General features: G+C 51.4%; 10 protein-coding genes. 5 read left to right on the top strand and 5 right to left on the bottom strand.

The window, feature by feature from the left end; genetic code table 11:
- The first annotated feature begins 191 nt into the window (after positions 1 to 191).
- The gene (locus AC1RVX_RS14345; RefSeq protein WP_493217267.1) at positions 192 to 3,914 is read left to right on the top strand and encodes an ATP-binding protein; all 3,723 of its coding nucleotides are present in this window, start codon (positions 192 to 194) and stop codon (positions 3,912 to 3,914) included.
- 23 nt (positions 3,915 to 3,937) lie between these two features.
- Here the strand turns inward: AC1RVX_RS14345 and AC1RVX_RS14340 are convergent, their stop codons facing one another.
- The 3 genes from AC1RVX_RS14340 to ychF form a co-directional block, all read right to left on the bottom strand.
- Positions 3,938 to 10,336, bottom strand: a complete 6,399-nt coding sequence (locus AC1RVX_RS14340; protein ID WP_493217266.1) for a DUF4347 domain-containing protein — start codon at positions 10,334 to 10,336, stop codon at positions 3,938 to 3,940.
- A 243-nt stretch (positions 10,337 to 10,579) separates the two neighbouring features.
- A complete protein-coding gene (locus tag AC1RVX_RS14335) occupies positions 10,580 to 11,755 on the bottom strand; it encodes a GGDEF domain-containing protein (protein WP_493217265.1) in 1,176 nt (391 codons plus the stop codon).
- A 304-nt stretch (positions 11,756 to 12,059) separates the two neighbouring features.
- Complete coding sequence (ychF, locus tag AC1RVX_RS14330) at positions 12,060 to 13,151, bottom strand: redox-regulated ATPase YchF (RefSeq protein ID WP_493217264.1); 1,092 nt, start codon at positions 13,149 to 13,151, stop codon at positions 12,060 to 12,062.
- A gap of 243 nt (positions 13,152 to 13,394) precedes the next feature.
- Here ychF and AC1RVX_RS14325 point away from each other — a divergent pair, with 243 nt between their 5' ends.
- The gene (locus tag AC1RVX_RS14325; RefSeq protein ID WP_493217263.1) at positions 13,395 to 14,189 is read left to right on the top strand and encodes a type IV pili methyl-accepting chemotaxis transducer N-terminal domain-containing protein; all 795 of its coding nucleotides are present in this window, start codon (positions 13,395 to 13,397) and stop codon (positions 14,187 to 14,189) included.
- A 25-nt stretch (positions 14,190 to 14,214) separates the two neighbouring features.
- On the opposite strand, the gene AC1RVX_RS14320 is transcribed toward AC1RVX_RS14325, so the two are convergent.
- A complete protein-coding gene (locus AC1RVX_RS14320; protein WP_493217262.1) occupies positions 14,215 to 15,597 on the bottom strand; it encodes an MATE family efflux transporter in 1,383 nt (460 codons plus the stop codon).
- A 289-nt stretch (positions 15,598 to 15,886) separates the two neighbouring features.
- Between AC1RVX_RS14320 and AC1RVX_RS14315 the strand changes: the two genes are divergently transcribed.
- Positions 15,887 to 17,116 carry a glycoside hydrolase family 30 protein gene (locus AC1RVX_RS14315; protein WP_493217261.1) on the top strand — a complete coding sequence of 410 codons (1,230 nt, stop codon included), beginning with the start codon at positions 15,887 to 15,889 and terminating at the stop codon, positions 17,114 to 17,116.
- A gap of 115 nt (positions 17,117 to 17,231) precedes the next feature.
- Here the strand turns inward: AC1RVX_RS14315 and AC1RVX_RS14310 are convergent, their stop codons facing one another.
- Positions 17,232 to 18,917, bottom strand: coding sequence for an SgrR family transcriptional regulator (locus AC1RVX_RS14310; protein ID WP_493217260.1), 1,686 nt, complete (start codon positions 18,915 to 18,917; stop codon positions 17,232 to 17,234).
- Between the two features lie 142 nt (positions 18,918 to 19,059).
- On the opposite strand from AC1RVX_RS14310, the gene AC1RVX_RS14305 reads away from it, so the two are divergent.
- Both AC1RVX_RS14305 and AC1RVX_RS14300 read left to right on the top strand, forming a co-directional pair.
- Positions 19,060 to 20,358, top strand: a complete 1,299-nt coding sequence (locus tag AC1RVX_RS14305) for an MFS transporter (protein WP_493217259.1) — start codon at positions 19,060 to 19,062, stop codon at positions 20,356 to 20,358.
- A 165-nt stretch (positions 20,359 to 20,523) separates the two neighbouring features.
- On the top strand, positions 20,524 to 21,447 hold the full coding sequence (locus AC1RVX_RS14300; protein WP_493217258.1) for an SPFH domain-containing protein: 924 nt from the start codon (positions 20,524 to 20,526) through the stop codon (positions 21,445 to 21,447).
- Positions 21,448 to 21,453: the final 6 nt, after the last annotated feature.

Raw genomic sequence — 21,453 nt, 5'->3', positions numbered from 1 at the left:
ATTGATACAAAGGACACCTGGTCTTACTTGAGGCCAGGTGTGATCTTTATCACTTATAATGACAGGGCTAGAACGTATCGCTCCAGTTGACGAAATGTGTTTTGGTAGCAGACCAGAAAAATCTGGTCTTCCTATGTTTTCGTGTCAGGGAAATCTGGTTTTATCAGTGACAGTATCCACAATGATTGGCCATGCAAACTTCAGTTTCATTTGAACCACGCGCACCGCGGCTCGACATTTCCCTACTGGGCTCATTCCAGTTGAAATTGGACGGGCAGGATATCTCTGGCAAGATCAAATATCGCAAGGCGATTTATTTGCTGGCTTACCTGATTGTTGCCAGTGGTCGCTGGGTGGCCAGGGAACAATTGGCGGATTTGTTGTGGCCAGATTTGCGCAGCGATGCGGCTCTCACCAATTTACGCCAGGTGCTGAACAATCTCGGCAAGCTCATTAATACCGCGACAGGTGTTGATGTTATACAAAGCCGGCGTGACAGTATTGCTTATTTTCCGGATGTGCGGGTGCATGTGGATATTGCATTCCTGCTTAACGATTGGCAGGCAGATGATACAGATAGTCTGTTTTGCAAATGGCTGGGGGATACTTTTGAACCACGCTTAAACCAGCTTGGACATGATTTCCTTGAGCGCCTTGAGCTTAATGTCGGCACTGACCTGCATGCCTGGATCAATCTGACGCGAAAACAACTCAGGGAACGCTGGCGCGATCTGGCGTCAAGATTATGTCGCGAGATGGAAAAATCAGGGCGTGTTGCATCTGCCGTTGCTATTGCAAATCAGTTATGGGAACAGGATTCTTTAAATGAACATATAGCGACACAACTGATCAGTCTTTTACTCGCTTGCGGTGATTTCAAACGTGCCAATTTTGTACTGAGTGAACTGGATCAGAATTTACTGTCAGCCTTTGGAACGAGGGCCTCTTCTGCTACCCGCAAATTATTGCATCAAGCGCCCTTGCTTGTTACCTCCGGGCTGGATAAGAATCCGGATCAGCTCACCCATACGATCATCAAAGCCGTGTCGGAAATACGGTGGTTGACCCTGATGTACGTAGAATTTAATTTATCGCACAATACCCATGTCTCTGGGGCCGGCGATGTATTGCGAATGGATCAGATACTCAGTGACGCGCAGGAAAAGGTCCGATTGTGGGGTGGGAATTGTCATGCCATATTTGGACAAGGTTTTCATGCAAGTTTTGGCATGCACTCGGAGCCGGAACAAGCAGCGCTCAGGAGCATTTATGCTGCTCAAGAAATCATGCTGTTTGATGAATCTCAACAGCAGTTGCGTATTGGGATTTGCGCAGGCAACGTGCAGTGTTCGCAGGATGAACTACGTTTTCTTGGCCCCTTACCCAGATTGGCGCAGGAGCTGTGCTGGTCTGCGGGTACTGGTGGCCTGGTATTTGATCAAATGATTGCTGATCAGGTCAGGTTGCAACTGGCAATTGATGCTATTTCGGCTGAGCAGCATGATCGCTATGCGCCCGGCGTCAGCAAGTACGGACTGGCCAGACAGTTGGCAGCGATTGATGATCAGCAGGAATTTCCGTTGATAGGTCGCGGCGAAGAAATGCAGTTATTGATGGAACGCTGGAATCTGGCCAGCCACACTCAGCCGCAATGGCTGGTTTTGCGCGGTAATGCCGGTATTGGTAAAACCCGGTTGGCCAGTGAACTGGCGCGCCAGTTAGATACTGCAGAAAACCGCGTTATACGCATTTATTGCTCGCTTGAATATCAGCATCAGCCATTAGCACCGCTGCGGCTTGCACTGGCAGAGTTATTTGCCTTGTCCTTGCCGAGGACAGATGATGTCCGGCAAAAAATAATTGAACAACTGCGAGTATTGATTCCGGATTACGAACCAGAAGAGGAGCATCTGCATGCTTTTCTTTCTTTGTTTGATCAGCGCATGCTGGCAGAAGCTGACAACAAGAATCAGATATTTGCAGCGCTAGGCATGTTGTTTGACAAATTATCCCGGCATCAGGCTTGCCTGGTCCTGATAGACGATTTGCATTGGTCTGATTTTGCTACGCGAGAATTTCTGGCCCGCTATGCCGGGAGTCTCGAACATCAACGCCTTTTGCTGCTGGTGACGACCCGACCAGATTCGCCGCTTGAATACGCAGGTGCCTCGCCTGTCATCACCGATTTGTCGCCCCTGCCTTTGGCCGCTGCTGAACAAATGGTCGCTGCCTGTGATCAGCATCAATTTTTGTCAAAGCAGGAATGCGCACGCATTGCACATGATTGCGGTGGTATCCCCCTGTTCATCGAGCGACTTACGCGGAGTCTGACAGAAGATGGACCGCATCATCTGGTGCCAGTCAAGGAGTTGTTGCAGAGTGAACTGGATAAGCTGGGGCCATACAAGAATATTTTACAACTGGCATCAGTCATTGGTCACAACTTCAACGCGCGCATCCTGACCAGGTTATTGCCGGATGCAGATGTGGGCGGCCCTTTGCAACTTGCCATTACCTACAGGCTGATACAGACCAGTAAAAAACAAGGGCATTACCGCTTTCTGCATGCATTGATTGCTGACGCTGCTTATCAGAGTTTGCCGGAAAAACAAAGACGTCTTGCGCATCAGCATGTTGCCGAGCAATTGCTGGATGACCCTGGCATACCCGGTACTGAATTGGCCCGACATTTTGAGGCAGCGCATAACTGGCCAGAAGCAGTTAACTGGTGGGCCAGCAGTGGGCAGCAGGCTTTGACGAATGAATTTGCCATGGATGCCTTACATCATTTTGGCAAAGCCCTGGACATCGTCTTGCAGCCGCAACATGGTCTGAACCATTTGCTGACATCCTTACGTCTGTCGGCTGGCAGTGCGGCAATGCTGTGTCAGGGTTATGGATCGGAACTCGGGCATCAGCATTTCCGTGCCGCATGCGATAGTCTGAATGATTTGCTTGCACCAAGTACGGAAGAGACCGAGGCCTTGTTTCGAGCACTCAGTGGTTTGTATATGGGTGGCGGCTCACAGGGCAAGAGCGATGGACTGGGTATCGCACGACGTCTGGAGGAATTGGCGGATACGCCCACCAAACGCCTGATGGCATGCTTTGCACTTGGTAACTCACTGTTTTGGCGTGGACTGTTTACAGAAGCGCTCCGCTACCAGCAAGAGGGGCTGGAAATTGCCAGGACCTTAAGTGCAGAGCAAAGACAAGGGTTTTGGGGCGAAGACCTGGAGATATTGATACGTGCTTTCATGTGCTGGAATTTATGGTTCCTTGGTGATGACAGAGCACATGCGTTTGCTCTTGAAAGTACGGCGCTTGCCCGCGAGCGCAAGAAAAGCCATGCACTTTGTTTTATGCTGGCTTTCAATACTGGCATGTACTGGACAGCAGGGAAAATGGATGAAGTAGCAGTCTGTGCAGTAGAGGGGATAGAGCTGGGAACAAAATTTGGTTTTCCTTTATGGCAAAGCATGAATAGCCTGTTCTATCTGTCAGCACAGGCAAACAGGAACAAGTTGAAGGATGTAGGGCCAGCCCTGCAAGCTGCAAATAACCTGCATAGTGCCTACCGGGCGGGTACCACTACCGCTAGCTGGGTATTGGTCAATACCCTGGTCAGTGCGCATTGTTGGAATGAAGCGAAATCTTTGCTGACAAAAACCTTAAGCGAAATCGACAAGTACGAAGATTATTACTGTCATGCAGACTTGCTGCGTCTCTGCAGTTTGTGTCATATGCATGATGGCAACATCGAGCTTGCCCGTGAGACGCTCGAACAGGCCTTGCAGATGGCGGTAGCGCAAGGTGCCCATGGTTTGTTGCGGTCTATCCGGCAAACACTATCCGACCCACGGCTGCAACAGCGAGAATCTTCTTCGCTGGCAGCCGCAGACCTGAGGGAGTAGCTCGCCAAATTCCTGTTATGGAATCAGAGCATAAATCTGCCATGATATTCCTGAGAATTGATGAACTGCCCAATCAGCGTCACCACATCCGTCCCCTGCTGCGCCAGCAACTGATTAAACGTCGCCTGATCCGGTGCATGACCCAGCAAGCCAATATAATCCAGCGTCAGTGACACCTTGGATTGGGAACTGGCCTTGAACTCCGTCGATTCCGTAAAGCCCGCCAGCAAATCCCCCCGGCTCACCCCATTGCTAAGCTGCCCCAGCCAGTACGCCTTACCTGCCGCATCTGAGCTTCTGTGCAGCACATTCTGGTATACCCGGTCCACAAAGGCACTATTGTCCAGGCTGCCATACGTAGTCTGGAACTCCGTACTGGCTACAAACGAGCCACTGATCTGAGACAGATTCATGCCCGCCTTCTCTTGCTGCATCCAGTACGCCAGACCGTCCTTGTCCGGCAAACGGTCAAAGGCACCAAAGTACAGACGCGTCAGACTACCGATCCCATTCTGGAACTCCGACGACGCCATGAAGGACGCCGCGACTTGTGCTCTTGTCATCTTGCCACTGTCAATCTGCTGCTGCCAGTACTGCACCCCGGCCGTATCAGCTTCCCGGAACAGCACATCGCGGTACAACTGCATGGCAAACAGATCAGAACGATGGAACACATCATTGTCCTTCACCAGCGGATTGGTACCCAGTGTCAGTTCCACCGCATCCGGGATACCATCTGCATCCTTGTCATTCGGCAAACCAGTCACTGGGGTGGTGGCCACTGTCTTAAAGCCCAGTGCCCCCGTCATCAGGATCTTGCCATTGGCCAGGCCATCGCTATCAAAGGCACCGCCATCGGTGAGTTTAAAGTCCACTTTGAGCTTACCGTTGACGGTAGCGATATTGGTGGCGATATTCACCCAGTCACCGGCCTTGTTCTGTACCCAGTAGCCATTCACCGGTGCCAGGGCATCGGTGTAGAGTGACATGGTGGCATCACCACCGGTGCTGGCCCCTTCCAGTTGCATGCTGATCGTGCCATAAGAGAAGTTCAGTTCCGATGGCAAATTTACCGGTGCCGGATTAGTCAGCGTATGGGTTTGTGTCAAATGCTGATTATTCGCCAATGTCACATAATGGCCGGAAGATAAACTGCCGTTCCAGAGTAATGAACTGACATTGGTCTGGGACTGATCTGGTAATCCATCACCGTTGCCGTCACCGGTGCCACTGCCGTTGAGATTGGGAACCTGGTTTTCCACTCGCTGTGAAATGCCATCGCCATCGGTATCGGCATCACCGATGTTAGTACTGTCGCTGTAGTTGAGTATTGTGTAGGCCTGTGTCAACGCTGGCCCTGTATTACCTGCAAGGTCAGCAACGCGGACTTGCAGGGTTTGGCTGCCAGCCAGGGTCTGGTTGGCCAGCGACCAACTGCGGGCACCAACTGCGGTGGCAGTGTTGATCCATGAATTGCCACTATCGAGTGATACCTGTACTAACTCACCAGCCAGCAAGCCGGTGCTGAGTGTACCGCTAATGGTTTGCGAGGAAGCAGTAGTAATGAAGTCAGCATTGCTAAGGCCATCATCACTGGAGAATTTCAAATTGCCAGGCGAGGTGGTTGGTGCACTATGGTCGACAGTATAGGTCTGGCCAGTCAAACTGGTAGTCAGTGGTAGATTGGTGAGGTCTTTGACGGGAGATGCCACCCCATTCAAGTTCAAGCCCAATGTACCGTCGCCAGTCACATTGTTCAGATGTACGCTATAGGTGCTGGCATTGATCTGGGTGACCGCTCCTATGTTTGCACCTGCAGTTCCGCTGGTGACCAGGCTAAAGGCACTGGCGCTGACGCCACTGACGGCTTCGCTGAAGCTGACGGTGTAGTCGAGGCTGGACAGGTTGTTCAGTTCGTTCTGGACGCGGGTGATGCCTGTGGCGACGGGAGGCACATTGTCGGTGACGCTGATGCTGAGGCTCTTGTCATAGGTGGCACTGGAAGCATCAGTGGCCCGTACCAGCACGGTATAGGTGCCTGGCGTCATACCCAGCGTACTCTTGGCCACCAGGCTGTTACCAGAGATGAGGAATTTGCCATTGTCGCGGTCATTTGTGCCATTGCCAGCCACCAGACTAAAGCTGGCGCTGTCGCCCGGATTGGGGTCGATAGCGGTCAGGGTGCCGACGCTGGTGTTGTTGCCGGAACCTTGTTGTATGCTCGTATTGGAGAGTGAAATATCGGTCGGTGCCGCATTAATGCCAGTGGAAATGAGGGTGGTAGTGTTGTTCAGTACCGCAGAAGCAATCCCATCATTGGCGCTGATGGTGAAGGTGGTGGTTTCGGTACCACCAACCGCTACCCGGCCACTAGCAGGCTGGAATACCAGGCCACGGATGGCAGCCTGGACGGTAGTTGGGCTACCGGCAGCATGGGTATAAGTAACGCCCCCATTGGCAGTCGAGAAGCCAGTCGCTGCCAGGGAAGCGGCAGTGAAGGCCCCTTTGGCGGCCAGATCAGGGGTGATGATGATGGTTTCTGAAGCACCCACATCCGGGTCGGTGATGGTGACACTGCTGAAGGGGGCAACGGTCGTGGTTTCGGTCACGGCCTGACCAGCGACACCACCACCTATAGTGGGGGCGGTGTTGGTATAAATGACGATGGCTTTGTTATTGCCAAGTGAACCGGCTGCACCCGGTGCAGCCAGCGTCAATGTGGCATTGTTGCCGAGTACATCCTTGATTGAGCCACCATTGAGACTCAACGCAGTGCTGCTCTGGTAATCGAGATCAGCACTGGCATCGCCCGCTTGCACGGTGTAATTAAAGGTGATGGTATTGCTGCCAGATCCACTGACATAATTGAGTACCCGGTCTATGGCACCTGTTTCCAGCGTCAGTTGCGGTGTCCCAGTCACATTGGCGGTTTCATTGAAGGTGATGGTGACCGGTATGACTGTGCCCGCAGCATAGGTGGCATTGACTGTGCTGGAGCTGACATTCGTTACCACAGGGCCACTATTGTCCAGCGTATATAGCTGGTCGCCCGTATGTCCGCCAACGATGGCATTGCCAGCCACGTCGGTGACACCGGTGCCGCTGTTCTTGAAGTCCAGTCTTAAAGTGCCGTCACCTGTGACAGTATTTACCCGCACGGTCCAGACATTGCCAACGGGGCCCGACAGTGATGCAATGCTTCCGTTGGCCGTGCCGGTTGCCACCAGCGTGAAATCGGAAATATCCAATCCACCATTTGCCAGACTCTCCGAGAAAGTGACCTGGAAATCGACAAAGCTGCTGTTAGTGGGGCTGGCTGACGCCCGGTTGATGCTGGTGATGGTGGGTGCAACACCATCGACCAGTACAGCCGTCGTATTGCCAACAGCATTCAGATTGAGAACAGCATTATTCCCGGCGATGTCTTTAATGCTGCCGCTGTTTAAAGCAAGGCTACTACCCAGACTAATGCCATTGGTATCGAGATTGCCGCTGACAACTGTGTAACGGAATACAAGTGCAGAAGTGCCGCTTCCACTCACGTATGAAGCCGCTACAGTGCCACCAGTATCTAACGTCACTGGAATGGTCGGTGTTCCCGTTACGTTGACGACTTCATTAAAATTGACCGAAAAATTCAGGGCTTGTCCTGGTGCATAAATGGCGTTGGCAGGAACTGTGACGGTACTGATAGCAGGGGCTATGCCGTCAACATTGACGGCGCTTGTGCTGGCTACACCATTCAGGTTAAGAGCGGCATTATTGCCTGCACTATCCTTAATCGTACCGCCATTGAGCGCGACGCTGCTGCCGATGGAAATACCGTTGTTATCCTGATTGCCATCAACGACGGTATAACCAAATAACAGTGAGGTGCTGCCACTGCCGCTAATATAAGTCGCTGCAACTGTGCCACCAGTATCCAGTGTGACGGGTATGCTGGGTGTACCAGTGACAGTTACCGCTTCATTAAAATTGACGGTGAAGTTCAGATTTTGTGCGGTCGCATAGGTGGCATTTGCTGGCACACTGACCGTGCTGACAGCAGGTATTCCCGTGTCAAAAGTCAGTGCTGGGCTGGTGCCTGCGCCCCCATTATTGCCCGCAGCATCCGTGTAGGTCGCCGCAGCAACAGTGATGCTGGCCGTGCCGCCATTGGTTGCCGCATCAGGTGTGAATACTGCCGTGCGTGTGGTGCCAGAACCACTGAGACTGCCCAAAGTGCCACCCGTTACAACAATATCACCGGCTGTAAAACCGCTAGGTGCTTCGCTGAATGTGAATGTGACAGTCGCAGTTTCACCAGCCTTGAGTGTGCTGACATTGCTACTGATGGCAAGTGTTGGTGGCTTGGTATCTATACTGAAATTGCTACTGCTGGTGGTGCCTACACCCGGCGTATTGGTGGAATTAAACGTCCCGGCCATGTTGACCGAAATCAGGTTGCTGGCACTTTCTACGTTTGCATTGGGTGTATAGGTAGCCGTATAGGTAATGTTGTCGGCAGTTGACAGTGCTAACAAACTGCCGTTTGAGAGTGAAATATCGGCAATGGCAAAGTCGGTGACTGCTTCAGAAAAGGTGAAGGTCAGTAATGCCGTGTCGCCAGCTTTAAGGGCTGCCTTGGACATGCCTATATTAAGTGTCGCCGGTGTGCTGTAAGGAGTTATTGTGCCCAAACTGGCGTCTATGCTGCTGCCATTGGTGCCTGCGATATTACCCGTGCCTGAGGTAGTGCCTCCAAAGCCGCCAACCCCTTTGTTTCCAGTACTTAAGGTGGCGACAGATGCCGCATCCATCAATAGTGTACCCGTTGACCAGATGCCGCCTATACCTTGGCCGCCAGCACCACCATTACCGCTATTTGAATAATTGGCTGCTGCACCGCCACCGCCACCACCGCCTGCGGCAACATTATTGCTAATGATGCTGTTGGCGATCTTCAATGTTCCGGTGTTAAAGATGCCGCCGACTGCATTTCCGCCTGTGCCACCTATAAAAAAACCACCACTGCCGCCACCGCCACCACCGATGGAGATTGTGCCGTTGCTGGCTGTCGCACCCGCTCCGCCCACTGAATAGCTTTGACCAAGAAACTGCAGGTGTGCACCACCGCCAGCACCGCCAGTGGTGCTGCCTCCATAGCCACCGCGCTGGCCGCCTGATGTGCCTGAACCGTTACCCCCATGACCTGCAGTTGGTGACGTGGGTGTTTCACCAATCCGGTCCATCCCGCCAGTACCACCCAAGCCAGCTCCATAGCCACCACCGCCGCCGCCGCCACCACCCTTGGGGAACCCGCCACCTGTGCCACCGCCACCAGACGCTTTGTTTGCTGTGACCGTACTATTGCTAATTGTTAATGTGCCAGCATTACGTATTCCGCCACCTGCGCCATCGGAGCCGGACCTGCCATCCCCCGCCAGATTGCCAGTATTATCTCCACCATTCCCTGCTGCCAGACCATTGGTAATGGTCAAATTCTGGATTGTTGCCGTTGCACCTGCAGAGACATCAATAACCCGGGTTAAATTTCCTGCATCGATGGTGACTACTCCACCTGCATTATTTTTGCTGCCTATAATGGTCAGTGAGTGCCCGGAGTCGGCAGCGATGTTGATCGTGTTATTGCTTGCTGTGAAAAGGATATCGCCAGTCAGCGTCAGCGTATCATCAGCGCCATTTGAATTTGCTGTTGCCATGGCAGCTTGCAGACTTGCCAGATCAGACGCGGACAGTGTCGCCGCAAGATGATTCCAGTTGGCCAGTTTTTGTGTATCCAGCACGGCAGAAGTGGTGGCAATGCTGCCGGTAGAAATTTCCAGCACCCAGTCACCTGCGCGACTGGCGGTCCCGGTGTCATTGGTGGATGCGGCCACATCGGCACCAGTTGCATTTGCCATGTCTTTGATAAAGGTTTGTCCGGTAGCACCGGCACCCACATTACAGCCATATAACAGCAGGTCGCCACCAGGTTTCAGGGATGCGCCTATGGTCTGTAACTGACTGTGATAGGCTGCGATGTCGCCGTCATGCAAAACAGCACTGCCCAGCAACATCACCCCCCTGTCACCGTGCGAGATGATGGAGATAGAGTCAACATCCTTGCAATTTTTGAGGGCATCAGCAATTTGCTGTAAACCGTCCTGATCTTTATTTATCACCACCACGGTTGTGCCGGGTTTGACCGCATCCACGATTTGCTGAAAATCAGGCAAGCGGCTGTCGATGAACACCATGGCTTTTTGCATGGGAGCCTGCTGCAGTTGCTGACTGAGGCTAAGTGCAGACGCAAACACAGTTGGTGCCAGGTTGAATGAATTCACCGATGAATCAACAGGTGATTTTGGAGCTGACGCAGGCGCATCAGCATTGGCATCAGTTTTTGTTTCTTGCGAATGGACGGGGTCAAACAGCATCATGGCGATCAATTTCTTGAGTTGAGAGCGAATGCAGGCAGGGCAGCATTGCGCCAACTGAAAACATGGCCATAAAATTCATGATGTTTTGTAGCGGGCAACAAGACTGACAATCATGCAAGCAAATGGCTGATTGTAGATATTGACCGTAAGTGCTTCGTAAGAGAGGTCTTTTGACTATGTTGTGCCGCGAGGGCTAACCAGGGCTATTGTGTCGAGGTTCTGACTGATGGATGCAATAAGATCTCAGGCTGCCTGGCGGGTTTCCGAATGCAGGGCAACGCGATTACGCCCAGCATTCTTTGCACTGTAAAGGGCATGATCTGCAGCTCCAATCAGGGCAGTCAAATCAGCGCCTACGGTTAATGAATCTGAAACCCCTGCGCTCAAAGTGCTGTGCAGAATTTCGTTTTTCCATTCTATGTGTAGCTCTGCATATAACAGGCGCACGCGTTCGGCCAATTGCGCGGCCCCTTGTTCACCGGTGCCGGCCAGCAAAATACAAAACTCTTCACCACCGTACCGGGCCAGACAATCTTCACTTCGGATGACGGCATGCAGCAAACTGGCCAGGCGGCGCAAGACCTCATCACCCGCCTGATGGCCATAATCATCGTTGACCCGTTTAAAAAAATCCACATCGATCATGATGACAGACAGAGGTTCGCCGGTTCTGATCGCACGCGCAAGTAAGCGACTTGCCTCATCTTCAAACCGACGCCGGTTCATGGCACCTGTCAGGCTGTCATAGGAGGCTTGTTCATGCAAGTCGCTGACCAGACGGAAAGTAATTAACAATACCAGCGAGAGCGTGATGGCAAGTTGGGAAAGACCCCCAAGGATAAGGAAGACAGGATTGATATCGCCTTGCGCAAATAGCTTGATTCCTTCAGCAGGCGTCAGGTAAATATTCGTCGCCCTGAGCAAGCTCATCAGCGCGATAAATGAGAAGGAAGCGGCGGCCAGACCATATGCAGTTTTAAGTGGCTGCGATGTTTTTACTATCAGGTTCAATGCACAAGCCGAAAATACGCAACAGGCTAATGTGGAGTTGAACAGTAACATGGTCCGGACGTCTTTTTGCGCGACACCAAACCACAGGCTTTGCGTCATCATTTGCAAGCCAATCCATGCTGGTATCCAGTAGTTGCAACGCTTACCCTTGAAGGCTTGGATGCCATTATAAATAAAACCAAACCCGCAACCAGTGATGAGCGGCATTGTGGCGAGTATCCACAAAGGCCATTCCGGTGATAGTTGGGTACTGGTAAAAATGCCTATAAACATGCAACAGTGCCCCAGTGCCCACTGACGCACTCCTCTGACATTATTGGCATGAAAACTGATGAGCGCCATCATCCCCGCACCCAGAAGGTTGATCCCGCTCAGCATTAGCATGATGGTTCTGACATCAAGTTTCATGTCGGATTCGCATCAATGATGTGTTGGGGATTCGTGTCAGGCAAATTTTCTCCGTGATGGGGCGTGCATAGTTGGATAGTGTAGCGTCAAAATATTATATCGCAGAGGTTGTTGCAAATTGAAGCTGGCGTTGTTGCGTCACCTCAATGTGTCGCTTGCACTACAGTACTGTCTGGGGCGATAGTGCTTAGCTGAAGGTAAATGAATTAACTTTTCTGCAGCACTCTCAGTGTTCAATGCGAATAAAAAAGCTGCGAATGTCGCAGCTTTTTAGTGAAATCTTCTGAATACATCCTTTGACGTTTTAGACGTTAAACAAGAAGTTCAGCACATCCCCATCCTTGACGATATATTCCTTGCCCTCGGCGCGCATCTTGCCTGCTTCCTTGGCACCGGATTCGCCTTTGTAGGTGATGAAATCTTCAAAGGCAATCGTCTGCGCACGGATGAAGCCGCGTTCAAAGTCAGTGTGAATGACACCAGCAGCTTGTGGTGCGGTGTCACCGACATGAATGGTCCAGGCGCGTACTTCCTTGACGCCGGCCGTGAAGTAAGTTTGCAGGCCCAGCAATTTAAAAGCAGCGCGGATCAGGCGGTCAAGGCCAGGTTCATCCATGCCCATGTCGGCCAGGAAGTCAGTCTTGTCGGCATCGTCCAGATCAGCGATCTCGGATTCAATGGCGGCACAAATCGCCACGATAGGGGCGTTCTGAGATGCGGCATAGGCCGTCAGTTGGTCCAGCAAGGGGTTATTGGTGAAACCACTGTCGGAAACATTGGCTACATACATTGCTGGCTTGGCAGTGATCAGGCACAGTGGTTTGATCAGCAGCATTTCTTCTGCATCCAGACCCAGTGCACGCACAGGCTTGGCATCATTCAGGGCAGGCATGATGCGTTCCAGCACCGCGACCAGTTTGGTCGCATCTTTGTCACCGGAACGGGCTTTCTTGTTTTCGCGATGGATGGCTTTTTCTACCGTACCCATGTCAGCCAGGGCCAGTTCAGTCTGGATGACTTCGATATCGTCCAGAGGACTGACCTTACCGGCAACGTGGATCACGTTGTCATCTTCAAAGCAGCGTACCACGTTGACAATAGCATCAGTTTCGCGGATGTGCGCCAGGAACTGATTGCCCAGACCTTCACCCTTGGAGGCACCTGCCACCAGACCAGCGATATCGACGAACTCGACGATGGCGTTCTGGATGCGCTCAGGTTTGACGATATCGGACAATTGCTTCAGCCGTGGGTCAGGCACTTCAACGATACCCACATTCGGTTCTATCGTGCAGAAAGGATAATTTTCTGCCGGTATGCCAGCTTTGGTCAGCGCATTGAACAGTGTGGATTTGCCGACGTTAGGCAGGCCGACGATGCCGCATTTGAGACTCATGATGTTTTGCCAGTTGGATTTGATTAACCCGCTATTTTACCGGAACTGGCAGCCTTACTGACTGATTCCGCAGTGAATTCACAGAAATAGAATCAAGTACCGCATCCCGATGAGGCACAAAGCTCCCTGTTTTAGACAGGGAATGTGCTCGTCCGCCATATTTTGATGCGATTTTTATCAAGAAAACAGGTATGAAATTTGCTCTAAGCTATATGAAACCAACAAATGTACAGGAGCAACAATATGGACAGACGTGGATTTATAGGTAAAAGTGTGTTGGCTGTGGGTAATCTGGCGGTCATTACTTATGCCATTGCCCAGGTCATCAATCTGAACGAGGCAATTAATAAGTCTGGCAAGCAGCGCATGTTGTCACAGCGTATGGCCAAGGCGTATTTGCAACTTGGGTTGGGTATAGAAGTAGAACAGTCAAAAAAGATACTCGATACATCCCTGACCAGTTTTGAGCGGCAATTGGGTGAGTTGAAAACCTTCGCGCCCACCCCTGACAACCGGCACATGCTGGCAGAAGTGGAAAAAAACTGGCTGTTGTATAAAAAAGTATTGCTGGAAAAAGCGCCGAATCAGCAGGACGCTAAAGTCATCATGGTGCTCAATGAAGAAGTGCTCAGCCTCGCGAACAAGGCCACTGTACAGTTGGAAGCATTTTCCGGTACAGCGATGGGTCAATTGGTGAACGTATCTGGTCGCCAGCGTATGTTGTCGCAAAGAATGGCCAAGTTTTACCTGGCCCAGCAATGGGGTGTGGCGCCACCGGATGTGATGGCCAAGCTGGAGGCGGCACGCAAGGACTTTGTTGCCGGTATGGCGATCTTGCAAGCTTCATCTTCCAATACCCAGCGCATTAAGGACGAACTGGCACTGGCACAACAGCAATGGATGTTTTTTGATGATGCATTGCGTCAGATTGCAGACGCAAAAAATGCGCATCAATATGCCATCAATGTGGCCACGACCAGTGAAAGAATCCTGAGCACCATGGATGGTATTACCAGCATGTATCAGCAATTGAGCTGAGTTACCTTGGGGCTTGAATGTTGGTTCAGGCAGTTTGCCTGGTGTGTTTGATACGCCTGGTGCTCAGACGTTGCAGGAACATGGTTAACAAGATGCCGGCAATGGTCAGGCCCAGTACCAACCCTATCCAGAAGCCGCGGGCTTCCATCGCCTGTTGTGGGTGCCATGGAGCCCATGCTGGTGCCAGTCCCAGCAGGCAACCTATTGGCAATGCAAAGCCGTAGAAAGCCATCAGGTGTATCAGCATGGGAGTGCGTGTCACCTTATAGCCGCGTATGGCGCAGGAAGCGGTTACTTGCGCGGCATCCGATAACTGGAAAATCGCCGCATACAACAGCAGTTCTGACGCTAGTGCCTGCACCGCCAGGTCAGAGGTATAGGCTGCAGCAATCTGGTCACGCATCAACATGATGCCCAGCGCCGACAACACTGCAAAGCTCATGGACAGGGCGAAACCTACCCAGGAAACAAAGCGTGCCCGCATAGCGTCACCTTCACCCAGCGTTTGACCGACGCGGGTGGTCAGGGCTATGCCCAGACTCATTGGTACCATGAAGACCAGGGAAGAAAAATTCAGGGCGATCTGGTTGGCAGAAACCGGTACCACACCAAAGCGTGCGATCAGCAGGCCGACCGCACCAAAGGCAGATACCTCGGCAAAATAGGTGATGCCTATCGGCAGACCCAAGCGCAGGGTGGAACGTATCTCTGTCCAGTTGGGGGCTTCAAAATGGGTGAAAGGAAACGTGCTGTGATACACCTCTGAGCGACGCATCCATAAAATCATCGTACCCAGCATCAGCCACAGGCCGACACCGGTCGCCAGTGCACAGCCAGTGGACCCCAGTTTCGGGAAGCCCAGGTGACCATAAATGAACAGCCAGTTGACAGCGATATTGAAACACAGGCCACCCAGCGCAATCATCATCACTGGCTTGGTCTGGTTCAGACTTGTTGTGTAACCGTACAACGCGCGGTACATGGCTAAGGCAGGCATGCCGATACTGATAACGTGCACGAACTGCGATGCCTTGGCATTGATAGCGTCGTCCAGTTGCAGGTAATTGAAAATCAGCGTCGAAATATTCAGCAACAGGCAGGCAATCAGGCCTAAGCCCAGACCCAACCACAAAGACTGGCGCACCATATGCGGTACACGTTCATGATTTTCTGCGCCGACTTCGTGTGCAATCACGGTGTTGACTGCCAGCATGGTACCCATGACAGTGACCAGTATGATGGCCCAGACATTGGCACCCAATGAAACCGAAGCCAGGTCATTTGCGCTCAGATGACCAGTCATGGCCACATCCGCCACACCCATGCCCACGGTCGCAAGCTGGCCTATCAAGACAGGCCAGGCGATATTCCAGAGAGAGGCGACTTCAGTACGGATACGGGTTTTCATGCGGGACAGCTGAATTGAATAGGAATGCGGACCAGCATCTTACCGTATAAAGGAAATTTTCCGCTTTACGTCCGGTTTTTACCTCGCTTAAATTAATAAACATGCAAGTTGTACTATGACTCTTATTAAGTTAATATCCGCGGAGTTTGGATAAATTCAGTATTTTGAGCTGGAAAAAATAATCTGGCCGTCACTGGAATGGGAAGCCGTAGTTTCACTCTGATTTTGAGGGGAAAACTACCTGTATTAAAAGTGTTATATCAATATAAACTTAATATGGAGACTTCTTATGAATACGTTTTTATCAATAAAAAGAACTTGTTTGAGCTTTCTGGCGAACTTGTTCTTGATCTTGTTCAGCGCCAACGCTGTTGCTCAAACCGTAGCTATCAATCCCAATACCGCCTATCAAACCATGCGTGGATTTGGTGGATTCAATGGCGCAGGGTGGATAGACGATTTAACCAGCGCACAAGTTGACAGTGCCTTTGGTACGGGCACCGGGCAGATCGGTCTGTCGATCATGCGCATGCGGATAGACCCTTCAAACAGCAACTGGCAAAGGCAGGTGCCAACTGCACAGTTGGCCAAGGCCAAAGGTGTGACCTTGTTTGCGACGCCCTGGTCACCACCAGCCTATATGAAGACCAACAATAGTCTCATTTCGGGCAGGCTATCACCGACTTACTATCCTGATTATGCGACCCACCTGCTCAATTTTGCATCCTATATGGAATCGAGTAACGCGGCCTTATACGGAATTTCTGTTCAAAATGAACCAGATTGGGACCCCACATATGAGGGCTGCCAATGGAATTCTACAGAGTTCATTAATTTCCTGGCGGCGCAAGGATCACGATTTGGCTCGCTGAAAGTCATGACCCCGGAATCCTTGAATTTTAGTAAAACGCTGGCCGACCCTATTCTCAATGACGCAAATGCAGCGCCGCAGTTTGACATTGTTGCTGGTCACCTTTACGGCGTCAGCCCCAGTGATTATCCACTCGCACGCAGCAAAGGAAAAGAGCTGTGGATGACAGAGCATTACACTGACAATTCTGACGCGAATGACTGGACCAAGGCCATGCCTGCCGCATTGGAATTACATAACAGCATGGTCGCTAACTACAGTGCTTATGTGTGGTGGTATATCCGCCGCTCTTACGGCCTGATTACCGAAGACGGCAACGTCAGCAAGCGTGGCTATGTCATGTCGCAATACGCAAAATATGTTCGTCCCGGATATACACGTATTGCAGCAACTGAAAAACCTTACGCTGATGTGTTCGTCACCGCGTACAAAGATAGCAGTGGGAAAATAGTGGTGGTGGCGATCAATAACGGTACTTCGCAAAGACAAGTGAAGCTGCAATTGAGTGCAGGAAGCGCTGCTTCGTTTGTGAAATACAGAACATCGTCCAGCTACAATAATGAATATGCTGGTCAATATACGGTTTCAAGTGGGCTGGCTACCGCGTATATTGATCCAGGCAGCGTCAATACATTTATAAGCCAGTAAACAGTTGAGTTGTCTCTGAAGATTGTTGCACGGATTCTTCGACACTTTCTTCAGTATTTTTTTCAGCACGGCACCACGGTCCTTCGCTTGTGATCGTGGTGTTTTTTTATGTGCTTTAATGTCTTAACCACATTTCGTCAAACGATACAAAACCAAACGGCGTCATCCTGACACCGGCCACATGTGGCGCGATGCTGATTTGCTGGTTTTCGTGTGAAATGGGGATCAACCAAGCTTCCTGCACCAGGCGTTTTCCTATCCGCGCATAAGCCAGCATGCGGCGTTTGCTATCTGGCAGTGTCTTGATTTTCATCAGATCAATGTCGATTGGTTTCAGGGCAGAGTCCGGCATCCAGCGGCGGAATACACTGTCGGCGGCAAACCATTCATAACAACCAAAGTCCAGATCATCATGCATGACTTCACGCGTGACTACCAGGTCGGCATCTTTCATCCAGTCACGTGCCAGCAATTGATCAAACGGCAGGCTAGTCCAGATGACGTTGACACCACCTGCTTCCAGTCTTTGTTTGATGGATGCTGCGAGACTCAACATTTCCTGGGTTTGACCACTGACCATACGTAATTTGCAGCCAACTTTGAAGCTGCTGCATTTGGGCTTTTTTGCGACACGGTGTTTCCAGATGGCCAGCAAACCGGATGCAGCCTTCCTGCTGCGCTCATCTGGGTCAAACAGCACTTCAGGCGCCAGCCAGTCTGCCAGCGCCAGTCTTTGTTCCGCCGTTTTGAAAAAACTGCGCGATGGATTACAGATGATATAGGTGCAGCCCGATTCTGCACCGGCGATGGTTTGTTTTTTTGTGCAATCTTCGTTAGCGTAACCAAACTGTAAATCAAACCCCGATGGACCGGACGGTGGCGGCAACATCCACAAGTCGATTTCATCCAGCAAGGGGCGTTCACGGAAATAGTCCTTGAAAGCCTGCAAGGTCAGTTGGTAGGTATTATTGCGTGTCACGCGAAAAGCACCACTGCCGACAGGACAGCGTTCAAAGTCGGCTGCACGTCGCCTTGGCACGATGGATGAGTTGGCAGTGGCCAGACAGTGCGGCCAAAGTTGATCAGGATGATCCAGATAAAAGCTGACGCGTCGACTGGGACCAGTATCGATGCGTTGCATGTGCCGGTATAAACGCTGGTAAATCGCAGATTCATCACGCAGGCGTAAAAAACTGGCTTTGACATCTTCAACGCCTAATTCAGTACCGTCGTGGAAGCTTAAACCTGGGCGCAGCCAGAAATGCCAGATGCTGCCATTTTTCTCGCTTTCCCAATGATGGGCAATCGCCTGGCGCAAGGCCTGTTGCTCATGATCAAAGGTCGTGAGGCGTGAAAAAATCTGCCGGACCAGATGTGCTTCCAGCCGCCCATGGACTTTCAATGGGTCCAGGCTTTCAACCTTGCGGAATAGCGGCATGCGCAAGCTGCGGCAGGCACTGTCCGGCATGCCCAGATAATCAGGCAGACGCATTGCCAGTTGCAAGCGCTGGTTATCGTCAAGGCTGGCAAAAGCCTGCTCCAGGTCGCCATGTGCCAGAAATTGCGACAAATGATCCAGCGCCAGACTATCTGGCGTTTGCAGCAGTTGCAGTTGCGAATAATTGCCACGTCCTCGCCTTGCCTCCCAGTTCAACCAGCCTTGGTGCTGCATTTTTGCCAGCAGATTGCGCATATTGCGTTCGCTGCAATGCATGGCTACCGCCAGGGCAGGCAGACCTGGTTGTTGCTCATGATGCTGCAAAAAAGCATACAGCTTACGGTATTGGTCGAGTAGTCTCATAACGGGTAGTTGGTTTCGACTGCTATTCCATAAAAGAGGAAAAATATTCCTGAATTATATCCATTTTTCTTTTCTGCTTTTTTTCCCATACTGTCAAACGGCAGCAAGTCCCTGTTTTTGAATTTGCAGAAAAAGGAAAACGATGTTTCGCTTACCCACCACCGTGATACGGCTATTATTCAGCTCCTTCGTCTTTGTCATGGGGCGTGCTGTTGCGCTGCCTTTCATGGCACTGTACTTGAACGAACATCTTGGAATAAACCAGCAAATCATAGGTTGGGTGTTGGGTGGCAGCATATTTTTTTCTACCTTGTTTAGCCTCTATGCGGGTTATCTGGCAGACAGATTTAGCAAAAATTCTCTGATGAAAGTGGCTGGTATCGTGGTCGCTCTCAGTACCGCTGCACTGACGATAGTGCCGAATGCCTATACTGCCACGCTTGCCCTGATTTGTATTGAATCGGCATTAAGCTTGCGCAGTATTTCGCTGAAAGCCATGCTGGCTGATTTGTTACCGCCTGAGCAAAGACCAAAGGCGTTTTCGCTTAACTATATGCTCATCAATATGGCCTTTGCGACAGGCCCTTTGTTGGGTGCCTGGCTGTTTGCGATCAAGGTATCCGGGCCTCTATGGCTGGCTGCGGGCTTTTCCTTAATGGCATCACAGGTACTGGGAAGGCAATCTGCGGTATCCAAAGCGACGACAGAAGTCAAACCTGTTGCTGCCGGTTTCAAGGCAACCATGGGCGTTTTGAAAAGTGATCGTCGCCTCATACTGTTCACCCTGGGTAGCGTCCTGACGTCCTTTGTGTTTGGCCGGTTTGTCTCGGGCTATTTGTCGCAATACCTGATCGTCAGCAAGGGCACACAAGCGACAGCACAGCTACTACCGTTTATCCTCATTACCAATGCAGTAACGGTAGTGCTCTTGCAATACCCGATAGGCAGACTCATGCAGCAGAAATACCTGTTTCGCTGGGTGAGTTTGGGGGCCATGTTGTATGTCGTCGGCTTGTTGGGCTTTATGCATGCCAGCAGTTCCCTGAGCTGGGTCGTGGCGACGCTGGCTTTCACGATAGGGGAGGTCATCGTAATTCCTTGCGAGTACATGTTCATTGATATGATCGCTCCTGCAGACAAGCGCGGCAGTTACTATGGTGCGCAAAGTCTTGCCATGTTTGGTGCTGCTCTCAATCCCTTCGTGTGCGGTTACCTGTTGGTGCATTTTCAGAGCGATATCATGTTCTGGGTCTTGATCGCCGCTGCCATGCTGGGTGTGCTCTTGTATTTTGCCGGTACCCGCCAGAAGCCGCTTGAAGAAGGCAAGGCTCCCCCTGAGCAATTGCCAGAATCGAATAACTTGCAAACGAACACGTCTGTCTTGCTGGCCAGCCAGCAGCTTGCAGGCAATCGTGTGAAGACCTTGTTTCCCCTATCCTGAATTCCTCTCTCTTCTCATAAGACCACCCGCAACGAGTGGCCTTTTTGTTATTTGCAAGCGGTCACTGTGGTCGTGCCGGGATTGGTGAATGTCCTTGACATTCGTATGCTTACATCCTAAAGTGATATCACTTTGATTTCAAAGTGCCATCTATCAGGAGAAAGTATGAGTACTACCTCAGTGTCAGCGACTGGTAAAAAATTAATACAAGAGCGTTCCCGCCCATCGCTAGACGGTTATTTCATGATCATTGTCGGCCTGCTCTTGGTGGCAGGCGGTGCCTACAGCTTTATTGGACTGGTGAGTGCTGGCGGCGACCCCAGTGTACCGGGGGTATTGTTGCGATTGGCGGTTGTCGTGCTTGGGATTTTCATTCTTACCGGTCTGTATATGCTGCAACCGAATGAAGCAGCCTTATTGTCGCTGTTTGGACAGTACAAGGGCACAGACCGCAGCGAAGGTCTGCGGTGGGTGAATCCTTTTTATTCCAAACGCAAACTCAGCCTGCGCGCCCGCACTCTGAACACAGCGCCTTTGAAAGTGAATGACAAACGTGGTAACCCCGTCGAAATCGGTGCTGCCATTATCTGGCGCGTGCAGGATACGGCCCTGGCAATTTACAATGTCGATGATTTTGAACGCTTCGTCAACATCCAGGCTGAAGCGGCAATACGCCATCTGGCGACGCAATATGCCTATGACGATGGCGAAGATCTTGCCGAAGGTGAGACTACCCTGCGTGCAGGTATGGACGTGGTTGCCGGTGCCATGCGTGACGAATTGCATAAGCGTTTTACGGCTGCCGGTATCGATGTGGAAGATGCCAAACTCACCCATCTGGCTTATGCCGCAGAAATTGCCCAGGTGATGTTGCGTCGCCAACAGGCAGAAGCCATCATCAGCGCCCGTAAGAAAATTGTACATGGTGCAGTCAGCATGGTGGAAGCCGCATTGCAAGGTCTGTCCGAGCGCAAAATATGTGAACTGGACGATGAAAGAAAAGCGGCCATGGTCAGCAATTTGCTGGTGGTGCTGTGTTCCGACAAGGAGACCCAGCCTGTCATCAACACTGGCACTTTGTACAATTAACAGCTA

The sequence above is a fragment of the Undibacterium sp. GW821-FHT11B02 genome (assembly GCF_058808955.1).
The sequence above is the reverse complement of the archived record's forward strand: the minus strand, read 5'-3'. Positions and strand labels throughout refer to the sequence as shown.

Excerpts from the sequence above, each read along its gene's own strand:
- AC1RVX_RS14305 (WP_493217259.1), top strand. The coding sequence starts at position 19,060 with ATGTTTCGCTTACCCACCACCGTGATACGGCTATTATTCAGCTCCTTC.
- AC1RVX_RS14345 (WP_493217267.1), top strand. The coding sequence starts at position 192 with ATGCAAACTTCAGTTTCATTTGAACCACGCGCACCGCGGCTCGACATT.
- AC1RVX_RS14325 (WP_493217263.1), top strand. The coding sequence starts at position 13,395 with ATGGACAGACGTGGATTTATAGGTAAAAGTGTGTTGGCTGTGGGTAAT.
- ychF (WP_493217264.1), bottom strand. The coding sequence starts at position 13,151 with ATGAGTCTCAAATGCGGCATCGTCGGCCTGCCTAACGTCGGCAAATCC.
- AC1RVX_RS14335 (WP_493217265.1), bottom strand. The coding sequence starts at position 11,755 with ATGAAACTTGATGTCAGAACCATCATGCTAATGCTGAGCGGGATCAAC.
- AC1RVX_RS14320 (WP_493217262.1), bottom strand. The coding sequence starts at position 15,597 with ATGAAAACCCGTATCCGTACTGAAGTCGCCTCTCTCTGGAATATCGCC.
- AC1RVX_RS14340 (WP_493217266.1), bottom strand. The coding sequence starts at position 10,336 with ATGATGCTGTTTGACCCCGTCCATTCGCAAGAAACAAAAACTGATGCC.
- AC1RVX_RS14310 (WP_493217260.1), bottom strand. The coding sequence starts at position 18,917 with ATGAGACTACTCGACCAATACCGTAAGCTGTATGCTTTTTTGCAGCAT.
- AC1RVX_RS14300 (WP_493217258.1), top strand. The coding sequence starts at position 20,524 with ATGAGTACTACCTCAGTGTCAGCGACTGGTAAAAAATTAATACAAGAG.
- AC1RVX_RS14315 (WP_493217261.1), top strand. The coding sequence starts at position 15,887 with ATGAATACGTTTTTATCAATAAAAAGAACTTGTTTGAGCTTTCTGGCG.